This is a genomic window from Halolamina rubra, assembly GCF_000739555.1.
Classification (GTDB): domain Archaea; phylum Halobacteriota; class Halobacteria; order Halobacteriales; family Haloferacaceae; genus Halolamina; species Halolamina rubra.
Genome location: NZ_BBJN01000036.1, coordinates 17,589 through 37,450, shown reverse-complemented (window position 1 = coordinate 37,450; position 19,862 = coordinate 17,589). Strand labels below are relative to the sequence as shown.

The 19,862-nt window shown below is 71.4% G+C and carries 19 protein-coding genes; 8 read left to right on the top strand and 11 right to left on the bottom strand.

Features of this window, described 5'->3' with window-relative positions:
* Positions 1–109: 109 nt before the first annotated feature.
* Positions 110–3,292: a PKD domain-containing protein gene (locus ACP95_RS10505; protein ID WP_082224659.1), complete on the top strand. Its 3,183-nt coding sequence runs from the start codon at positions 110–112 to the stop codon at positions 3,290–3,292.
* 33 nt (positions 3,293–3,325) lie between these two features.
* Here the strand turns inward: ACP95_RS10505 and ACP95_RS10500 are convergent, their stop codons facing one another.
* Both ACP95_RS10500 and ACP95_RS15775 read right to left on the bottom strand, forming a co-directional pair.
* Entirely contained in the window at positions 3,326–4,663 is a 1,338-nt protein-coding gene (locus ACP95_RS10500) for a right-handed parallel beta-helix repeat-containing protein (protein WP_049981159.1), read from the bottom strand.
* Positions 4,660–4,872, bottom strand: coding sequence for a hypothetical protein (locus ACP95_RS15775; protein WP_049981158.1), 213 nt, complete (start codon positions 4,870–4,872; stop codon positions 4,660–4,662). The genes ACP95_RS10500 and ACP95_RS15775 overlap by 4 nt, the downstream gene beginning before the upstream one ends.
* Positions 4,873–5,202: 330 nt before the next feature.
* Here ACP95_RS15775 and ACP95_RS10490 point away from each other — a divergent pair, with 330 nt between their 5' ends.
* The 4 genes from ACP95_RS10490 (at position 5,203) to ACP95_RS10475 (ending at position 8,559) form a co-directional block, all read left to right on the top strand.
* Positions 5,203–6,210: a DUF1616 domain-containing protein gene (locus ACP95_RS10490; RefSeq protein WP_049981157.1), complete on the top strand. Its 1,008-nt coding sequence runs from the start codon at positions 5,203–5,205 to the stop codon at positions 6,208–6,210.
* A gap of 3 nt (positions 6,211–6,213) precedes the next feature.
* A complete protein-coding gene (locus ACP95_RS10485) occupies positions 6,214–6,792 on the top strand; it encodes a metal-dependent hydrolase (RefSeq protein WP_049981156.1) in 579 nt (192 codons plus the stop codon).
* A gap of 96 nt (positions 6,793–6,888) precedes the next feature.
* A complete protein-coding gene (locus ACP95_RS10480; protein ID WP_049981155.1) occupies positions 6,889–8,010 on the top strand; it encodes a Gfo/Idh/MocA family protein in 1,122 nt (373 codons plus the stop codon).
* 60 nt (positions 8,011–8,070) lie between these two features.
* Complete coding sequence (locus ACP95_RS10475; RefSeq protein ID WP_049981154.1) at positions 8,071–8,559, top strand: ester cyclase; 489 nt, start codon at positions 8,071–8,073, stop codon at positions 8,557–8,559.
* Between the two features lie 46 nt (positions 8,560–8,605).
* On the opposite strand, the gene ACP95_RS10470 is transcribed toward ACP95_RS10475, so the two are convergent.
* The 4 genes from ACP95_RS10470 to ACP95_RS10460 all read right to left on the bottom strand — a co-directional run bounded on the left by ACP95_RS10470 (position 8,606) and on the right by ACP95_RS10460 (position 12,915).
* Complete coding sequence (locus tag ACP95_RS10470; protein ID WP_049981153.1) at positions 8,606–9,562, bottom strand: NAD-dependent epimerase/dehydratase family protein; 957 nt, start codon at positions 9,560–9,562, stop codon at positions 8,606–8,608.
* An 81-nt stretch (positions 9,563–9,643) separates the two neighbouring features.
* Positions 9,644–9,910, bottom strand: a complete 267-nt coding sequence (locus tag ACP95_RS15360) for a hypothetical protein (protein WP_161782068.1) — start codon at positions 9,908–9,910, stop codon at positions 9,644–9,646.
* Positions 9,907–11,112, bottom strand: a complete 1,206-nt coding sequence (locus tag ACP95_RS10465) for a flippase (protein WP_082224656.1) — start codon at positions 11,110–11,112, stop codon at positions 9,907–9,909. Before ACP95_RS10465 ends, ACP95_RS15360 begins: the two co-directional genes overlap by 4 nt.
* Positions 11,113–12,915: a hypothetical protein gene (locus ACP95_RS10460; RefSeq protein WP_049981152.1), complete on the bottom strand. Its 1,803-nt coding sequence runs from the start codon at positions 12,913–12,915 to the stop codon at positions 11,113–11,115.
* Positions 12,916–13,118: 203 nt separating this feature from the next.
* On the opposite strand from ACP95_RS10460, the gene ACP95_RS10455 reads away from it, so the two are divergent.
* Both ACP95_RS10455 and ACP95_RS10450 read left to right on the top strand, forming a co-directional pair.
* On the top strand, positions 13,119–13,562 hold the full coding sequence (locus ACP95_RS10455) for a hypothetical protein (RefSeq protein WP_049981151.1): 444 nt from the start codon (positions 13,119–13,121) through the stop codon (positions 13,560–13,562).
* A gap of 3 nt (positions 13,563–13,565) precedes the next feature.
* Positions 13,566–13,820, top strand: coding sequence for a hypothetical protein (locus ACP95_RS10450; RefSeq protein ID WP_049981150.1), 255 nt, complete (start codon positions 13,566–13,568; stop codon positions 13,818–13,820).
* 40 nt (positions 13,821–13,860) lie between these two features.
* Here the strand turns inward: ACP95_RS10450 and ACP95_RS10445 are convergent, their stop codons facing one another.
* Genes ACP95_RS10445 through ACP95_RS10425 form a run of 5 tightly spaced genes read right to left on the bottom strand, consistent with a single transcriptional unit; the run spans position 13,861 to position 19,397 of the window.
* A complete protein-coding gene (locus tag ACP95_RS10445; RefSeq protein ID WP_049981162.1) occupies positions 13,861–14,796 on the bottom strand; it encodes a glycosyltransferase in 936 nt (311 codons plus the stop codon).
* A 5-nt stretch (positions 14,797–14,801) separates the two neighbouring features.
* Positions 14,802–15,809, bottom strand: a complete 1,008-nt coding sequence (locus ACP95_RS10440; protein ID WP_049981149.1) for a GNAT family N-acetyltransferase — start codon at positions 15,807–15,809, stop codon at positions 14,802–14,804.
* 41 nt (positions 15,810–15,850) lie between these two features.
* Positions 15,851–16,801 (bottom strand): polysaccharide deacetylase family protein, encoded by a 951-nt coding sequence (locus ACP95_RS10435; protein WP_154018523.1) that lies wholly within the window; start codon positions 16,799–16,801, stop codon positions 15,851–15,853.
* Positions 16,798–17,826 carry a DUF354 domain-containing protein gene (locus ACP95_RS10430; protein ID WP_049981148.1) on the bottom strand — a complete coding sequence of 343 codons (1,029 nt, stop codon included), beginning with the start codon at positions 17,824–17,826 and terminating at the stop codon, positions 16,798–16,800. Before ACP95_RS10430 ends, ACP95_RS10435 begins: the two co-directional genes overlap by 4 nt.
* Positions 17,826–19,397 (bottom strand): alkaline phosphatase family protein, encoded by a 1,572-nt coding sequence (locus ACP95_RS10425; protein WP_049981147.1) that lies wholly within the window; start codon positions 19,395–19,397, stop codon positions 17,826–17,828. Before ACP95_RS10425 ends, ACP95_RS10430 begins: the two co-directional genes overlap by 1 nt.
* A gap of 243 nt (positions 19,398–19,640) precedes the next feature.
* On the opposite strand from ACP95_RS10425, the gene ACP95_RS15355 reads away from it, so the two are divergent.
* Entirely contained in the window at positions 19,641–19,811 is a 171-nt protein-coding gene (locus tag ACP95_RS15355; RefSeq protein ID WP_082224655.1) for a DUF1059 domain-containing protein, read from the top strand.
* Positions 19,812–19,862 lie beyond the last annotated feature (51 nt).

Genomic DNA, 19,862 nt, shown 5'->3' with positions numbered 1-19,862 from the left:
CGCGGGGGCGGTCGGCGGGGCCGTCGCCGGATCGGCGCCCGAAACCGGCGCCGAGAGCGTCGCTGAAGCCGATCCATAACAAAGCGCCGAACCGTCCAGTCTCATCTTAATGAGCGACAGACGCGTCCTGTTGGTGATCGCCTTCGTCGTGCTCGCGCCCGCCGCCGGTGCGGTCGTCGTCTCGGCGGCGCCCGTCGAGAACGAGGCGTACGCGGTCGCCCAGGGAACGACCTGTACCGTGGTCGAGCCGGTGACCAACGAGAGTCAGACCGCCGCCGCGTTCTACGACTACCGCAACTCCGACACGGAGCCGAGCTCCTCGACGTTCAGCTCCTTCGGCACCACCGAGTACCAGGAGACACACACGAGCGCGCTCCTGTTCTACGAGGGGAGCGACGCCGCGAGCATCGTGCTCGTCCACGGCGAGCTCGGCGACGGGCTCGGCGGGAGCACGCTCACCATGGCGTTCGATGGGCTGCCCGCCGACGGCGAGTGGGTCGTCGAGGACGACGAGTACGAGAACCGTGACGACGACTGGGAGACCGGCGAGACGAGCGCGACGATCGACTGGAAGTGGGGGCCGAACCGCACCGACGGCGGCGTCTACAGCGGCATCGGCAACGTCTCGGGCCCGATCGTCGTCACGCCGGGGTTCAACGAGGACGCCGCTCACTGGGGCGACTGGAGCTACTCCGGGAGCGACGCCTACCGAGTGGAGGCCTGGCGGCTGATCGACGCCGACGGCTCGGAGACGCTGCTGGACCGGGACCGCCGGCTGTTCGTCCACGGCGGCGGCTGTGAGGTGACGCCGCCGTCGGCGGCGCTCTCCGGCCCGAACAGCGCCGAGACCGGCGAGTCGATCACGCTCGACGCCGGGGAAACGACCGACGACGGCACGCTCGGCGGCTACGAGTGGGACTTCGACGACGACGGCGAGTTCGAGGCGGTGACGACCGCGCCGACCGTCGACCACGCGTTCACGGAGGCGGGGAACCACACCGTCGCGGTCACGGCGTTCGACACGTACGGCAACGGCGACACCGCCGAACTGCAGGTGAACGTCACGGTGCCGTCGACGCCGCCCAACGCCAGCCTCGACGCGCCGGCGAACGCGACGGTGAACGAGTCGGTCACGCTCGACGCGGGCAACTCGACGGACGAGGGGACAATCACGGGCTACGCGTGGGATCTCGACGGCGACGGCGCAGTCGACCAGAACACCACCGACCCGGTCGTCGAGTACACGTACAACGAGACCGGCACCGTCGCGCCCACGGTGACGGTCGTCGACGACGACAACGAGACCGCCACCGCGACCGCGTCGATCGAGATCCAGCCCGCTAACCAGCCGCCCACCGCCGCGCTCGACGCGCCGGCCGAGGTGCGGGTCGGCCAGTCCGTCACGTTCGACGCGAGCAACGCCACCGACGATCAGGGGATCGCTGAGTACCGCTGGGACTTCGACGGCAACGGTTCGGTCGACGCCACCACCACGGAACCGGTCGTCGAGCACGCCTACGGGAACACCAGCGAGCGCGTCGACGCCAGCGTCACCGTCGTCGATAGCGCGGGGCTGAACGACACGGCGTCGACGACGGTCGCCGTGCTGCCGGACGCCCCGCCGAACGCCAGCCTCGACGCCCCGGCGAACGCGACGGTCGGCACGCCGGCGACGTTCGACGCGAGCAACGCGACGGACGACGTGGGGATCGACGAGTACCGCTGGGACTTCGACGGCAACGGCACGATCGACGCCACCACCACTGAGCCCGTCGTCGAGCACGCTTACGACTCGTCGGGCACGGTCGAGGCGACGGTGACGGTGGTGGACACGGCGAACCAGACCGACAACGCGACGGCGTCGGTACGGGTCGGCCAGGGCTCCACCTCGCCGTCGGCCGCGCTGTCGGTGCCCGGGGAAGCAACAACGGGCCAGGCAGTCACGTTCGACGCCCACAACTCGACCGACGACGGGACGATCACGAGCTACCGATGGGACTTCGAGGGCGACGGGACGATCGACGCCACCTCGACCGAGCCGACCGTCGAGTACGTCTACGACGAATCTGCCGAGTTCGCGCCCGCGGTGACGGTCGTCGACGACGACAACGAGACCGCCACCGCGACCGCGTCGATCACGGTTCGGGACCAGGCCAACGCGACGGCCGCGTTCACCGTCGAGCCGGCCGAGCCGACCGCCGGCGACCCCGTCAGCTTCAACGCGAGCGACGCGAACGCGTCGACGCCGATCGCGAGCTACGACTGGGCGTTCGGCGACGGCGCGGCCGGGTCAGGAATGGCGGTCGATCACGTCTACGACACGTCTGGCGAGTACGAAGTGACGCTCTCGATCACGACCGAGGGCGGGGTGACCGCCAACGCGTCGACGACCGTGAGCGTCGCGGCGGCCGACAGCGGTGGGGATGGCGGGGGTACCGACGGCGGGAACAGCGGTGGTGGTGGGAACGACGGTGACGACAGTACCGACGGCGGCAGCAACGATGGGGGTAGCAACGACGGCGGGAGCACCGACGACGGCGACAGCGGCGGGAGCTCCGGCGGTCAGAGCGGCGGCCAGTCGGGCACCGAGCAGTCCACGGCCACGCCCGAGCCCGACCCGGAGCCCGACATCGGCGCGGCGAACGTCACGCTCAGCAGCCAGGAGCTGCTGGTCGGCGAGACGCTGGTGGCCGAGGCGACGGTGACCAACCGGGGGAACGCCTCCGGCACCAAGACCGTCGAGTTCGAGGTCGAGGGCGAGCAGCTCGAGAGCCGGCGGATCCCGTTGGCGCCGGGGGAGAACCGCACCGTGTCGTTCAGTCACCAGTTCACCTCGCCGGGGGTCAAGGCCGTCGAGGTCGACCAGGGCCGGACGTGGCACGTCGAGGTGCGGCCGCGGGAGCCGAACATCTCCGTCGCCTCCCTGCGCGTCGACGAGTCGGAGGTCGCGCCCGGCGAGCAGTTCACGATCGTCGCGAACGTCACCAACACCGGCGACGCGCCCGGCGAGCGCACGGTCGCGCTGGAGCTGTTCGGGGAGACGGTCGCGACGGAGAACGTCTCGCTGGCGGTCGGTGACTCCGAACAGGTCACCTTCACGCGCTCGGTGGTGGCCGCGGGGAGCTACGACGCGACGGTCGGCAACCAGTCCGTCCAGGTCACGGTCGTCGACGGGACCGAGACCACCGAAGAGCCAACGTCGACGACGACCGAGTCGCCCGGGCTCGGCGCACTGACCGCACTCGCGGCACTCGCCGCGGTCGCGGCAGCGCTGGTCCGGCGCCGGGGCTAGCTGTCGTCGCCGGCGAAAAATACGGAAAAGAGGTCAGCAGACGGAGTTCGTGACCGTCGTGTTGCTGGTGCCGTCGCGTCGCACCAGCTCGTGGTGGTCGTTCCAGCAGACGCTGTTGTTGGCGACCACCGTCCCGGTCACCGCGCGCAGGTCGACGCCGTCGTCGCCGTTCAGGCGGATCACGTTCGCCTCGACGCTGCCGTTCAGGACGAACCGGAGGTAGAGCCCGTCGTCGTCGTTCCGTACCAGGCGGTTCCCCCGGACGGCCGCGAGCGTGCTGTTCTGTACGTCGACGCCGTCGTCGCCGTTGTCACGAGCGAGGGTGCCGGTGATCACCGCGCCGTCGCCGACGACGTACAGCCCGTCGTCGGTGTTGTTCCTGACTGTGTTGTTCCGGAGCGTCGCGTCGGCCGACGCCGCGATCGTGATCCCGTCGTCCCGGTTCAGGACGGCGGTGTTGTTCGCGACCGTCGCGTCGCTCCCGCCGGCGATCCGGACGCCGTCGCGGCTCCGCTCGACGTGGTTCGCCGTCACCGTCACCGCCGAGGTGTTGGCGGCGACGATCCCGTTCCCGTTGCTGTCCCGGACCACGTTGTCGACGACGCGAACCGGGTCCGGCGGCGTGGGCGAGAGCATCGTCACGTCGACGTAGCGCCGGGTTGTCGTCCCGCCGTCGTCGACGCCGTCAGGGCCGCCGCCGTAGGCCATGTCGGCCATGCCCGCCATGCCGGCGGGCAGCATCGGGTGGAGCACCACGTCGACCCCGTGGAAGCCGGGCGAGGGGCGGATCCGCGGCATCTCGACGTCGCCGGCACCGGCGACGTGGATGCTCGGCCCCTGCACCTCGTCCAGCGTGTTCGCCCGGACCGTCACGGCCGCGGCGTCGGTGACGGCGATCCCGCCCACGGTGTCGCGGACGCTGTTGTTCGCGACCAGCGCCCCGTCGCCGCGCACGTGGACGGCGGCGCCGCCGGTCGTCTCGAACGTGCTGTTCAGCACGCGCCCCTCGTCGCCACGGAGGTCGACGCCGACGCCGGTCAGGTCGGCGAACGCCGTCTCGGCGACGGTCACGTCGCTCGCGTCGCCGCGGACGCGAACGCCGAGACTCCCGTTCCGGATCGAGCTCCCCGCCAGCCGCACGTCGCGGGCGTCGTCCTCGACCGCGACGCCGACGGCCGAGGCGTTCTCGACGGCGATCTCGCTGACGCGGGCGTCCGAAACGTCGCGCAGCGAGACGCCGGCCGCCCAGTCGACGAGCGTCACGTTGGTGAGCGTGAACTCGTCGACGCCGGCCGCGGTGACCGCGGTGCCGGAGCCGTTGCCGACGAGGGCGTGACCGCCGCCGTCGATCGTCACGTTGTCGGCCGTCACGTCGAGGCAGTCGTCGCCCGCGGTGACGTGCCGGCGAGGGTGTACTCGCCCGCCTCGTCGATCTCCCTGCAGTCCTCTATCGGCGTGGCGGGGTCGGCGCTCGTCGTCGCGCCGGCGGCGACGCCCGGGAGCCCGGCCGTCACGACGAGGCAGGCCACTAGGAGCGTGACCGCCGCCCGCGCCGTCGAGTCGAACGTTGGTTGGTGCATGTCCGGGCCAACCCAGGCGGGACGAGCTTAATGTAAGAAACAGCTTTCCCTCACGGAGACGCCTCGACAAGCCGGTTCTGCCCGGTTCGACCCCCGAACGGCCGAACGGCTCGAAATGCGGCCCTACGCGGCCGTCGATCGCGGTTCGCTGCCGCGCCGTGGGGTGAACCAGTGCCTAACAAAGTGGCGTTCCCCGTTCGTGCCGGGTATGCGACGCAGGCATCCGCAGTCGCAGGTCGGGCCCAGGGGGAACGTGGTCGTGGCCGCTCCGGGGGGAGGGCAGTCCTCGACCCGCGCCGGTCGTCACCGGGAGGACCGCCGGGGTGCACGATGAGCGCCGGCGGTGAAGCCGGGTTCGGCCGGCTGGGCACCGAGCTGGGCGATCTGGTCGTCGTCGTCGGCTACGCGGCGGTGGCCGGGATCGCGATCCTGGCTGGCGTCGGCGGCCCGCTGCAGGTCCTGCTCGCCGCGGGGCTGCTCGGCTTCTGTCCGGGCTACGCGGTCGTCTCGGCGCTGTTCCCGCGGACGACGCGACACCCCTCGACGGGCGACCGCCGGCCGCGCTGGCGGCACCGCAGCGCGCTCGCCATCGCCACCTCGCTGGTGCTCCTGGTGCTGGGCGCGATCGCGCTCGCGCCGACGGGGTACGACCCGGCGACGCTGGTCGCCGTCACCGTCGCCCTGACGCTGGTCGCCTCGCTTACGGCGGCAGTACGACGAGTTCGGGCGCCGCCGGACGAGCGCCTCCGCCTCCCGCTCGGGACGATCGTCCGTGACGCCCGATCGGCGACCGACGGCGCCGACGCGGTGCTCAACGTCGCGCTCGCGATCGCCGTCGTCGTGGGGATGACGACGCTGGCGATCGGGCTGGCCGCGCCGGACCGCGGCGAGGTGTACTCCGAGGTCGCGCTGGTGAACGGCGACGGCGAGTCGGGGGATGGGACCGAGTCGTACGTCCGCGGCGAGGCCGCGACGCTGCGGCTCTCGGTGGAGAACCAGGAGGGGGTGAACCAGTCGTACACGGCCGTCGTCGTGCTCGAGCGCTTCGACGACCCGCCCGAGGGGGGCGAGACCGCCGCGCTCCCCGACTTAGTCGAGCGGGCGGAGCTCTCCCGGACCACGCTGTCGGTCCGCGACAACGAGACGACGACCGAACGGCTCCCCTTCACGCCGTCGCTCCTGGGTGAGGAGCTCCGGCTGAGCGTCTACGTCTACGTCGGCGCGGCCCCCGAATCGGCGTCGCCGGCGACCGCTGACTACCACCTCTACCGCTGGGTCGACGTGGACGAGGGCGCGGCGTCGATCTCTGTCGCCGCGCCGACGCCGAGCGGGGGCTGACTCGTGTGGCCCTGGGACCACGCGGCCGTCGGCTACCTGCTCGTCTCCGGCCTGAGCCGGCTGCTGTGGGCCGAACCGCCGAGCCGCCGGGTCGGCGCCGTCGCCGTCGTCGCCGCCGTCCTGCCGGACCTGATCGACAAGCCGCTCTCGTGGGGGCTGGGCGTGCTCCCCTCGGGGCGCTCGCTGGCGCACTCGTTGCTGCTCACCGCGCCGGTGCTGACGCTCCTGCTGACGCTGGCCGTCGCGTTCGGCCGCCGCAAGCTGACGGCCGCGTTCGTCGTCGCCTACCTGAGCCACCTCGCGGGCGACGTGGCGTACCCGTTGCTCGTCGACGGCGACCTCGTCGTCGGGTTCCTGTTGTGGCCGCTGGTCCCCGTGAGCAGCAGCGGCTCGGGCGCCGGCGTCCCGTACCTCGCCGACCTCGTCGGTGACTTCCTCACGGTGCTCGCCTCCCCACGGGGGGCGATCTATCTCGCCGTCGACGCGCTGCTGCTCGGGCTGGCCGCCGTCGTCTGGTGGCGGGATCGTCGGGCTGACCGATCCGGGGTATCGACGCCCGCGGCGCCGGGCGCCGAGGACTGAGCGTCGCTGAGAGGGAAGCCCGGAATCGACGGCGCTGGGGCCGCGCCGTGCGGTACTGAGCCCATAACAATCCCCCGCGGTGGCGACCTGTCGGTGATGACACTCCGAACCGCGGTCGTCGGCGGCGGCACCGTCTCCGGCGTCCACCTCGACGGGCTCAGCCTCAACCCCCGAACCGACCTCGTCGCCATCTGTGACACCGACGAGGAGCGCGCGCGGGAGCTCGCTGCCGAGTACGGGATCGCCCCCTTCTTCGACGCCGAGGCGATGCTCGCCGAGCTCGACCTCGACTGGCTCCACATCTGCACGCCGGTCCAGACCCACCTCCCGATCGCCAAGCTCGCGATCGACGCCGGCGTCCCCGTGCAGATCGAGAAGCCGATCACCGAGACGTACGCGGAGTTCCAGGAGCTGGCCGACTACGCCCGCGAGCACGGCGTCACGGTGTCGGAGAAGCACAACCACAACTTCGACCCGGCGGTCCGGGCGGCGATGGCCAAGCGCCGCGACGGCGAGCTGGGTGACGTGCGCGGCGTCGACGTGATCTACACCGGCTCGAGCCGGCCGGACGACCCCAACCGCGGCCCCTGGAACCTCGAACTGGCGGGCGGCGAGTTCGAGGAGGGGATCCCCCACCCCGTCTACCTCACGCTCCGGACCGGCGGCTACCCGCGGAGCGAGGACGCCGTCACCGCCACCACCGCGCTGTACGACGAGTACGACCGCGACTTCAGCTACGACGGCGCCCAGCTCCAGTACGTCACCGACGACGACGTGCTCTGCACGACGAAGATTCTCGGCGGCACCCGGCCCGTGCGGCAGATCCTGATCCACGGCGAGGAGTGTTCGCTGACGGTGGATCTGCTCTCCCAGACCGTGATCGAACACGACCGCGACTACAAGCGCTCGGCGGCGACGCGGGCGCTCAACAACGTCGACGAGGCGTTCGACCGGCTCACGGGCACGGTCGCGAACGTCCGGTCGGTCGCGCGTCGGGCCCGTGCCGAGGACGACTGGGACACGGTGCGCCTGCTGAACGCGCACTACTACCAGAACGACGCGGAGTCCCGCGCGCTCGAGGCCGGCGACCCCGGCGCGATGCCGGTGCCGCTGTCGGAGTCCCGCTGGACGAGCTACCTGATGGAGGTGATCCGCGACTCGGCGGCCGAGTCACAGGGACAGCCTGCGGGGCAGCGCCTCGAAGCCGACGGGGAGTGAGCCACACTGGCCCCGACAACCGGGGAACAGCCCGACGAACAGCAGTCGAGGACCCCACCCATGACGGACGAACCGACGGACACGATCGAAGCGCGTCGACAGCTCCCTCAGCAGTGGGCCGAGGAAGTACACGGCAACCACGACGTCTCGTTCATCGACGAGTACCACGCGTCGGACTGGGTCGGCCACTTCGACGGGAAGGAGCTCACCAACAGTGAGTACAAGGAGATGCAGCGGGAGCTCATCCGCGGGTTCCCGGACGCCGAGTTCAGCTTCGGCCCGGTCGTCGTGGAGGGCGACACCGTCGCCGGCCACTGGCTGATGACCGGAACCCACACCGGCGAGTTCGTCGGGCTCCAACCGACCGATCGCACGGTCCGCGTGACCGGGACGTTCGTCACGCGCTACGACGAGGACGGGCGGGCGCTGGAGACCTGGGAGAACATCGACCAGTTCGGGATGCTGCAACAGCTCGGGATCGCGCCGGAGCAGTTCACGCTCGGGGGGCTGGCCCGGACGCTCGTCAACCTCGTGAAAAGCAGTCGGTGACGTGAGTCGACGGCGCTGATTTGTCTACGTTACTCTCGACGCGGGCTTACTGCTCTGCCGCGCTGACGGCCAGCAGGTCCGCGAGCCCGTCCTCGAGCGGGACGGTCGGCTCGAACCCCAACGTCTCGCGCGCTCGGCCGATGTCCGCACAGCTCTGCTCCAGATCGCCAGCCCGGGGCTCAGTGTGGCGGATCGCCGCGTCGCCGCCAGCCAGCTCGCGCACCGTCGCCGCGAGGTCGTCGATGCGCGTCGACTCGCCCGTGCCGACGTTGTACGCGCGGCCGGTCGCCGCCGTCGTCGCGGCCGCGAGGTTCGCCCGGACCACGTCGTGAACGTGGACGAAGTCCCGCGTCTGCTCGCCGTCACCCTCGACGACGAGCGGCTCGCCCGCCCGGACCTGATCGAGGAAGGCGTTGATCACGCCCGAACGCTGCCCCGGACCGTACACGTTGAAGTAGCGGAGCGCGACCGTCTCGACACCGTAGCGGTCGTCGTAGAGCCGCGTGTAGTGGTCGGCCGCCAGCTTGTCGACGCCGTAGGGGGAGGTGGGGTCGGTCGGGTCGTCCTCCGCGATCGGCACCGACGACGGCGGGCCGTACACCGCGGCGCTGGAGGCGAACACGACGCGGGCGTCCGCCTCGCGGGCGGCCTCGAGGACGGCGAGCGTCGCGTCGACGTTTCGCTCGTGGCTCTCGACCGGTCGCCGGACGGACTCGGGGACGCTGACCAGTCCGGCCTGGTGGAACACGTAGTCGACGCCGTCTGCGGCGGGCGCCACCACCCCCGTCTCGCGGAGGTCGCCCTCGACGAACGTGACCTCGGGGGGGACGCGTTCGCGGTCGCCGGTCGAGAGGTCGTCGACGACGCGCACGGTGCAGGCCCCGGCGAGCGCGCGGGCGATGTGGCTGCCGACGAAGCCGGCGCCGCCGGTGACCAGCACCGTGCTGCCGCGGATCGGCTCGGGGATCGGGATCGGTTCGGGCGGGACGCGGTCGTGGTGCATACCCGCGCCCTCGCCGGACGCGGGGATTGTTAGTAGGCGCGTACCGTGAATGCGGGGCCTGGAGTCAGGTGTTCCGGGCGCTCACGTCAATAGCCGGCGCACCTGCTTGACGCTGACCACGCCACCGAGCACCGACAGCAGCGCCCACACCGCCGCCCCGAGGGCGACGACTGCCAGCAGCGACGGCAGGTCGGTGACGAGGGGGAGCGTCCCCGCGACGACCGCCGCCATCCCGACGGTGATCAGCGCGACGACGCCGAGTCGGCGGCCCACTTCCCGGAGGTCGATCGGGAGCTCCTGGGCGATGAAGTGGACGTTCGAGCCGGTGTAGACGGTGTAGGTGATCACCGTCGCCAGCGCGGCGCCGACGGCGCCATCCGGGGGATCAGCAGCAGGTTCAGAAGGAAATTCCCCACCGCCGTCGTCGACTTGATGATCGCCCGCGAGCGAGCACGGCCGAGGTAGTCCAGCCCGTCGCTGGTCACCTTGTTGATCGCGTTGACGAGCATGAAGCCGCTGAACACCTGCAGGACGAGCACGCTCCCGAGGTAGTCGGGGCCGAACACGTAGCGGATCGTCGGCTCGGCGACGAGGATCAGCCCGACGATGGCTGGGACGTACCCCAGCAGGACGTACTGCAGGGAGCGCTGGTACAGCGTCGCCGCCCGCTCGGCCTGGTCCTTCGAGGACTGCTCGGCCAGCGCCGGCGAGATGGTGTAGCCGAAGGAGGACGCCGGCGCCGCGACGAAGTCCGACACCTGCTTGGCGACGGTGTAGTAGCCCACCGAAGTCATGTCGACGAGCACGCCGAGCAGCAGCGTGTCGACTTTCTTGTCGAGCACGTTCGCCCCCCGGGTCGCCGTGAGGGGGACGCTGTACTCCAGGATCCGGCGCGTGAGTCGGTCCGACGCCGTCGCCGCGGGCTCGTACTCGCGGTAGAAGCGCGTGTAGACGACGTAGGCACCGACCACCGACGCGAGCGCGAACGCGAGCACGTAGCCCGCGACGGCGCCGGCGACGCCGAACCCCAGCAGAACCATCCCGACGACCAGCGGCAGGCGGGCGATGCTGGAGACGGCGGTGAGGGTGGCGCTCCAGTCGACGCGGTTCAGCCCCTGGAAGATCGTGGTGAGGTAGCTCTGGGACGCCCGCGCGGCGACGTACACCCCGCCGATCGCAAGCAGGCCCCCCACCGCCGGCGAGTTGAGCCTGCGGAGGACGACCGGCCCGAGCAGCGCCGTCCCGACGCCGACGATGGTGATCATCGCCGTCAGGAACAGCGCCGAGCGACGGATCACGTAGGGGACCTGCCCGGGGTCGGTCTCCGTGAACTCGGTCACGTACCGCGCCGCCGACCGGGGGAGCCCCAGCGTCGCGAGCACGGTGACGACGCCCAGCGCCGCGAGCACGAAGTTGAGCCGACCGAACTCCGCGGGGGTGAACAGCACCCGCGTCAGCAGCAGCACCAGCACCGCCTTCGACGCGAGGTTGAGCAGGTTGGCGCCGAAGCTGGCTTTCACCCCGCGGGCGATGCGGTCGACCAGCGCCATCTACGACGCCTCACCCCCGTCGACGTAGTAGAGCCGGAACCCGTCGTTCGCGCGGACGCGGTCGACGCCGGGCGTGCGCTCGAGCGTCTCGAACCCACGCTCGCCGTAGCGGAACCCGTCGTAGAGCTCGACCTCCTGCCGGTGGCTCGCCTCTGTCGTCACGAGGTAGCGCTCGCCGAGCGCGTCGGTGTAGTTCCCGGCGGCGAACACCGAGGGGGGGATCCCCGACTCGTACCCCGGGAACGCGAGCTCCTCGCGGGCCTGCTCGGTGCCGTAGTGGTAGTCGACGTACCGCGCCGGGCCGCCCCGGATCCCCGCGAACTCGACGGTCGGGGCGCGGTGCTCGAAGGCGCCGCCGTGGCCGTCGAGCTGGGCGGCGGTGACGTGCTGGGTCGGCTGGTACACGTACGGTGAGGCGTGGAGCGCGACGAGCCCGGACGGCGCGAGCACCAGCAGCGCCGCCAGCGCGATGGCGATGCCCGCCCGCTCGCCGCCGACCCGGGCCAGCCGGTCCCAGATCGTCACCAGCCCGACGGCGCCGACGACGGTCACCGGCACCATCAGGAACCCGTGGTAGCGGAAGTACATGTCGCCCATGCTGGCCGCGAACACGACGAGGAACACGCCGGTCACGGGGACGAGCCCCGCCGCGAGCAGGAGCACCAGCGGGCGGCGCCGATGCCGCCGGATCGCGACCAGGAACACAATCGCGGCCAACAGCGAGAGCACCGTCGCGGCGCCGAACAGTTTGAGGAACACCTCGAGCAGGCTGCCGCCGACGCTGGTCAGCGACGTGGACTTGGAGCTGACGACCGCCGCGCCCGTGGCGCTCCCCCCGAGCAGCCCCTCGAACGTCACCACGACCGCGCCGCGGACGCGATCGAACCGCGGCGCCCAGAGGAAGAACACGGCGAGCACCAGCACGGTGTGTGGCAGCAGCGACCGCGTGGCCGCGATCGGGTGCGCGGGTCGCCACCGACGCGCGCCCAACTGCAGCGCGGTCATCCCGCCGAGGAACGCGACGGCGTTGAGCGCCTGCTGTGGGTGGAGGAACACCAGCGCCGACCCGGCGAGCGCGAGGAGGATCCCGCCGCCGAGCGAGCGCTTGGTGCCGAAGTACGACCGGCCGCCGAACACGCCGGCGACGTACGCCACCGCGAGGTAGAGCACGAACGCGAACAGCAGGATCGTCTGGCTCGCGGGGTGGGCGATCGGGTGGACCGCGATGTTGTTGATCGGCGCGAACGTCGCCGCCGCGAGCAGCCCGACCGCGGGCGCGCCGGGGCGGTCGACGAGCAGCCGGAGCGTCGCCGGCACGAACAGGAGGAAGACGAGCGGCACCGCGACGAGCACGACGTACAGGTTCCCTAGCGCGAGCGGCACGTCGGCGACCCGTGCGACTATCACCGTCAGCGTGTGGATCCCGGGGTAGAGCAGCGCCGTCGGCTCGAGCGTGTCGCCGGCGATCTCGCGGGCCCAGCCGACGTGGCTCAGCGAGTCACCGGCGCCGTAGAACGCGTACCCCCGGATGACCGGCATCGCGTAGACGGCGATCGCGACCGCGCCGACCAGCGCGAGGGCGACGACGTGGAGGTAGCGCGTCCGGTCCCGGGTGAGCGCGACGGCGGCGCCGGCGACGAGGGCGACCCCGAGCGCCAGCCACGTCACGGTCGGCGTCGCGTCGTACAGCGAGAGCTCGTAGCTCGCCGCCGGCGCCCGCCGGGCGGCGACGACCGCCAGCGCCAACGCGGAGTACCCGACGAGAAGCCCGGCCTTCGACCACCTGGCGCGCAGTTCAGACATAATCAACCTGTTACTGTGGCTCTGCCCGACCGGGAGATAGTTATGCGGAGCGTACGCGCCGATGTCGACGACGACGGGGCCCCGGGCGGTCCGCGGCCGCACGGGCGAAAAGAGCAGCCTACCCGGGGATCGCCGGTCCAATCGATTCGCCGAACGGTCGGCCGGGGAGCTTTAGCCCTCGGGCCCCGAACGACCGAGCAGAGATGCGATCACCGTCGCAACGCTCCCTGAAGGCAGCCGGCGTGGGCGTCGGCGCGTTCGTGCTGTTCGGGGTCGTCACCGGGCTGATCCCGAACCCGCTCTACGTGCGGATGATCCCGCGTCGGCCGCTCGACTACCTGTTTCTCGTGCTCACCGCGGGGTTCCTGGGCGCCTACACGTTCCAGCGAACCGGCGCGGACGAGAGCGACGGGAAGACGGCGACCGCGGGCGCCGCGCTGGGGTTCCTGGCGTTCGGCTGCCCGATCTGTAATGCTTTCCTGCTCGCGCTGTTCAGCAGCTCCGCGCTGATGACGTACTTCGACCCGCTCCGCCCGCTGCTGGGGGTCGTGAGCGTCGCCCTGTTCGGCGGCCTGCTGTACGTCCGCTCCCAGCGCACCTGTGCGACCTGCGAACGGGGCGTCGACGACGCCGACAACACCGCCTGAGCCATGACTGACGAACCAACCGACACGGACGACGCCTCGACGGGCTGGCGATCACTGGTGGGGATCGGCGGCGCGGTGAGCCTCTGCTGTCTGTTCGCCACGCCGGCGGCGACCGGCGCCGTCGGGACGACCGTCGCGGGCGGCACGACGGCCGCACTCGGCGGCGGGCTCGTCCGCGTCCTCGTCACGGCGCTGGGGGTGGGGATCGCCGCGTTCCTGATCGGCCGCCGCACCGACTGCGACGACTGTTCGGCGTAAGCGGATCTCGCCCCCGGCGTCCGCGGCACGCGATCTGGTCTCAGCCGTCGACGACCGTCCGGTAGAGCGACAGCAGCTGCTCGCCGGTGTGCTGCCGGCTGATCTCCCGCACTCGATCGCGACCCCGCGGTCGCTCGTCGGATCGGAGCACGGCGACGAGTCCGTCGACGAGTTCGGCGTCGGAACGTCCGACGTGTGCCTGGGGAAGCCCGTCGAGCCGGGTGCGAACGTCGCCAACGTCGGTCGCGACCACCGGGAGGTTACAGGCCAGCGCCTCCTTCACCGCGTTCGGCGACCCCTCGTGGTGGGAGGTCAGCAGCAGCGCGTCGGCGGCGTTGAGGTAGCTCGGCATCTCCGCGTGGGGGACGCCGGTGACGGCGTGGAGCGTGATCGGCGCCTCCAGATGGTCCCGGGCGGCGTCGACGACGCGGTCGGCCCGGGGGTAGTTCTTCACCTCCCGTTCGGGCGGATAGGGGAACAGCACGTGGTACCCCTCGTCGGTCCAGCCGACCCGTTCGCGGGCGGGGGCGGCCGGCTCGGGCCGGAACCGCTCCAGGTCGATCCCGTGGGGGATGACGTGGCTCTCGCAGTCCAGCGCCGCCGCCATGTCCGGCGACATGACGACCACCTCGTCGGCCCAGCGCGCACAGAGCTTGCTGACCCGGCCGTACTTTCCGAACAGGTCCGTCCCCCACAGCGAGAGCACGACCGGGAGGTTCGGCTGACAGAGCGCGTGCGGCGCCGTCAGCCCGTAGTTCGCGTGGATCAGGTCGTAGTCGCCGAACGACGCCGCGAGCGCGTGGGGGTAGAGCCGCGCGTAGTCGAGCACCGACCGCCCCGACGTGTCGCCGTCGTCGTACTCGCGGCGGCCCGGCACCGAGAGGATTTTGTTCTCGACGCCCAGCGACTCGAGCGTGTCGACCTGCTGCTGGAAGAACCGCGAGGCCTCGCTGGGGACGAGGTTGAGGACGCGCAGGTCGCTCATCGGCTCACCAGTCGATACGCCGTCTTGGCGGCGGTCATCCCGGGGCCGCCGGACTCGACGGCGTAGTACGGCGTCAGCGACGCGCCGAACTTGCTCTTGTACCGGCAGAGCCGCTCGGTGTTGGCCCCCATCAGGTCGTACGTGTCGACGCTCGCCCGCGGTTCGCCGGCGGCGATGTCCTCGATGATCCGCCAGTGGAGCAGGCCGTTGACGCCCGTCCCCTCGTGGACGGTCCGGGTGCCGCCGAGCCAGAAGTACGCCGCGTCGTCGCTGTACAGCACCACCACCCCCGAGAGGAACTCCTCGTCCGGGCCGCGGACCACGTACGTCCGGCAGCGGTCCTCGGCGGCGAGGGCGTCGGTGAGGTCGGTGACGTAGGCTCGATCGAGCGGGAAGCCGCGGTCCTGCTCGGCGTAGCGCTCCTCGGTCCGGTCGTAGATTCGCTGGACCGGCTCGGTGCCGGCGCGCTCGACGGTCACGTCAAGCGCTTCGGCGTCGCGGATCTCCCGCCGGAGGCTCTTGCTGAACGAGGAACGCAGCGCGTCGGTGTCGCCGTCGACGGCGAGGTGGTAGGTGAATCGCGTGTCGAGCGAGAGGTCCGACCAGACGAACGGCCGCGGGTCGGGGTAGCTCGTCGGGCAGACCAACCGGAGCATCGTCAGCGAGCGGTCGACGCCCACGTCCTCGAGCACCCCCTCGGCGAACTCGGCGTTCACTTTCTCCCGCTTGCGGCGCTTGGGGCTGGCGGGCATGAGCAGCGGCCCGAGCCGGGGGATCGAGAACCCCGGCGGCGGCGAGAGCACCGCCCGGCCGACGGCCGACTCCCTGACGACGACCGGGAGCAGCCCGACCGGTCGGTCGCCCTTGAACCCGCCGTACAGTCGGAGCTCGCCGGCGGCGTGGTCGTCGAGGACGCGCAGCGCCGCCGGAGTGTGGAACACTTCGAACCCGTCCGCGGGGAGCGCGTCGCCCCACTCCGCGACCGAGAGCTGTCGGATCTCCATTGCCAGCCTGCAGCGGGGCGGGACCGTTAGTTATCTCCTCGCTACCCGGGATCCGCCCTCGCTCGCTCGCCGAGCTCGGCCGTCTCGTAGAACTCGGCCGGCGAGCCGACCCAGGCGCCGCGATCCAGCGCCGACCGGACGAGCCGCCGGTAGAGCCGGCCGTACCCTGGGAAGTCGTCGACGCTGAACACCCGGGGGTGCCACAGCACCGACATCACCGCGTCGTTGCGCTCGGCCTCCGCGAGCAGGCCGTCACAGACCGCCCAGGCGTCGTCGAACCGCTCGCCGGGGTCCGGGAGGGCGTTCTCCATGATCGTCAGCGGGAACACGACGAACCCGTCGTCGAACGGGCGCTTGAGCCCGTAGCCGTGGGTGAACCCCGCCTCGTCGCTGGAGCCGAGGCTGGCGTCGTAGCGCAGCCCCAGCGCGCGGTAATGCTGCCAGGTGTCCGGGACGGCGAGGTGGAGGTAGTGCTGGCGGCCGCCGACCACCTCCTCGCCCAGCACGTCCTCGACGGCCGCGAGCTCGCTCCGGAGTCGGTCGCGATCGCTCGGGGAGCCGTAGGAGCCGTGGAGCCCGACCTCCCAGCCGCCGGCGTCGAGGTCGCCGACGACCTCCCGGATCGCGGGGTCGGACATCGAGTACCGGCCGGCGTACAGGCGCCAGGCACGGGGGCTGAGCCACTCCCGAACGGGGCGCTCCCAGAGCCGCTGCTCCGAGAGGAAGTAGAACGCCGACCGGACGCCCAGCGACTCCTCGACGCGCATCACGGTGTCGAACTGCCAGTACGGCTCCCGGTTCGGCAGCAGCGACGCCAGGTGGTGGAGCCGGTTCCCCCCGTCCCGGAGCGCGTAGTACGGCGCCTGGTACGTCTTGTACGGCCGGTCCACGTCGTGCGTGAGCAGCAGGACGAACTCGTGGCCGTCGGGGATCGGCTTCTCGTCGCCGTCCAGCCCGGGGAACTCGTCGACGTCCGGCGGGTTCTCGCTCATTCGGCCACCTCCTCGACCAGTGCGACCGCGAACGCGGTCGGGTCGACGACCTCCGCGAGCAGGCGGCGCCGGCGGCGACGCCAGCGCCGGCCCGCCTCGGGGTCGGCAGCCAGTTCGAGCGCCGAGTCGGCGGCGATCTCCGGGTCGTAGTGGGAGCGGACCAGCCCCGCCTCGCCCAGCTGCTCGAAGTTCCCCATCTCGCGATCGAGCGGGTTGTACCGCACCGACGGCGTCCCGAGCACCGCGGCCTCGGTCGCCATCGTCGAGGAGTCGCCGACGTAGCAGTCCGCGAACGCGAGCAGGTCGTGGATCGCGTCGACGGGCACCGGCGGGGCGTGGCCGGCGAACGCCTCGGGGAGCGGCGACTCGCTGGAGACGTACACCTCGCCGTGGTCGGCGAGGCCGTCGAGGAGCCGGCGGACGGTTTCCGGCGGGAGCCCCTCGCTGCCGCGGTCGTGGTGGGCGTCCATCGCCACGAGCCGGACGACGGCGTACGGGTCGTCGGGGTCGACGCCGTACGCGCGGAGCCGGTCGGCGTCCGGCTCGAACCGCGCGGGGTGGAGGTAGGCGAGTTCGTGGAACCCGCGGTAGCGCAGGTGCTCGGTGGGAAGCTCCCGGTCGAACGCCGCCGGCGTCGCGACGACCGCGGCGGCCGGTAGCGTCACGCGGTCGAGCAGGCCGGCGACCTCGGTGTCGTGGAACACCACGTTCGGGACGCCGAGCGCCGACGCGACGTACGCCGCGGTGGGGTTGAGCCGGCTCAGCACCACGTCCGGGTCGAAGCGGCGGGCGAGTCGGAGCAGCCGGAGCCCGCGGCCGGTCCACTCCCGGAGCGTGCCGGCGGCGCCCGAGCGAGCCCGCGAGAGCGACGTGTGCTCGATACCGTACGCCGACAGCAGGTCGAGCGTCACGTCCTTCTCGCGGGCGACGACACGGACCTCGTGGCCGCGGCGCCGGAGGGTTTCGACGGCGTTCCGGAACAGGTGAACGTGCGCCGGGTGGGTCACGTCGACGAGCAGGCGCATTACTCCAGGTACCCCAGGTCGGCCAGTCGCTGTTCGACCGCCTCGTCGTCGTCGCCGGCGTCGCCGCCGCGGTCACCCGAGAGCGGTCGTCGATACGCCACCGAGCGCTCGGCGGGCTCGGAGCCGGGCGCGAACACGTCGAGCACCTCGCCGTCCACGTCGTCCGGGACCGCGGCGCCCATCGCGTGCAGCAGCGTCGGCGCCAGGTCGGTGATCGACGCCCGCTCGCCCAGTCCCGAGGACCGGAAGCTCGGACCGCTGAACAGGAAGATCCCGTCGGGCATGTTGCCGCCGGCCCAGACCCCCTCGTCGGCGATGGGGTCGGTCGGGCCGACGGCGTCGCTGACGTGGACGTTCCGGCCCTGGTCGAGCAGGAGGTCCGGCGCGTGGTCGGCGTACGGGCCGTCGTAGTACTCCTCACCGCGGTAGACAGCTTTCACGAGCTGCTGGCCCGTCTCGGGGTGGGTGAGCGCCTCGAGCTTCCGGATGAGCTCGTCGCGGATCGCCTCGTACGCCGGGTTGGCGGGGTCGACCGTGAGGTAGATCGGCCCCTGGTTGCTGGCGACGGCGGTGGTGTTGTCCCAGTCGAGCACCGAGAGCACGCGGTCGGCTTTCACCCCCTCGTCCCAGGGGACGAGCCGCTGGACGCGCTCGGGCACGACGCTCGCCAGCGTCTCGGTCATCCCGAGCGCCTTCGCGAGCGAGAGCGCCCGTTCCTTCGTGAACCCGACCCGGCCGAGCAGCTCGTCGACGCCGCGCTCGGTCGCGAGGTACCCCTCCTGCTCCAGCCACGCGTTGACGTAGAACACGGTGTCGACGGGCCAGGTGCCGTGGTCGGACATCACGAGCACGTCGTGGCCCGCATCGAGGAAGCGGCCGAGGTTGGCGTCGATGCGCTCCCACGCGCGCCGGACCGGCTCGCCGTCGTAGAAGTAGTGCTGGAGCGCCATGCTGTAGAACACCGTGAGGTGGAGGAAATCCGGGTCTTCGCGGTCGAGCAGTCGATCGGCCGCCTCGAACCGCAGGTCGATCAGCTCCAGCACGGCCTCGACCTCGGCATCGCCGGTCTCCGTCGGCGAGATCATCGGGCTCGGGTGGACGCGGTAGTCGAGCTCCTCCCGGAGGAACTCCTCGACGTCGGGCGGCGTGGCGAAGCCGGCGTCGAGCGAGCGGTAGGTGGTCTCGGAGGCGTCCGGGCCGCCGGCGACGACGAAGCCGTCGATGGGTTTCGGCGGGTAGGTGGAGGGTTTGTTGACGACGCCCGCGCTCATCCCCTCGTCGTTGAGGTAGTCCCACAGCTCCGCGCTGCGGAAGTCCGTCGCGTCGTGGAACACGTGTTCGCGGTTCGCCGTGTCGATGCGGTCGAAGCGGAACACGTCGAGCTTGCCCGGGTTCTTGCCCGTCGCGTAGCACTTCCAGTTCGGGACGGTGATCGGCGGCAGACAGCTCTCGGAGACGCCGCCGATCCCGTCGTCGACCAGTCGCTGCAGGTTCGGCAGCCGGCCAGCCTCGAGCCAGTCGCCGATCAACTCCCAGTTCGCGCCGTCCAGTCCGATCGTGATCGTACTCATAGGTCGGAAGATGCGTCCGCCGTCGGCGGGCGATACCCGGATGATTCGGGGTTACTCCATTTGTTATAGGGAGACTGTCACCCCCGCGCCGCCGGGTCGCGGCGGGTGGCGTCGACGACGCTGGCGGCCGCAACCGCGGCGACGACGCCCCGCGTCGGAGCGATTCCGGGCCGAGTAGGATCGTGTTTTTCGCGAGAGTCGACCAGCTAACAAGGTGACTCCGGCCCGAATCAGGGAGTGCATATGGCATACCAGTACGAGTGTAGCGACTGTGCGTTCATGGTCCGCTCCGACGACGACGACGAGCTCATCGAGCACGTCCAGCAGCACGCCGACGGCGCCCACGGGATGCAGGTCGCCCCGGACGACGTTCGCGCCGGCTGGGAGAGCGTCGAGATGGGAGCCCAGGACTGAGCGGCGGGCTCCCCCGTAGTTTTCGGCGCCGCCGGCCTCGCGGCGTCGCGT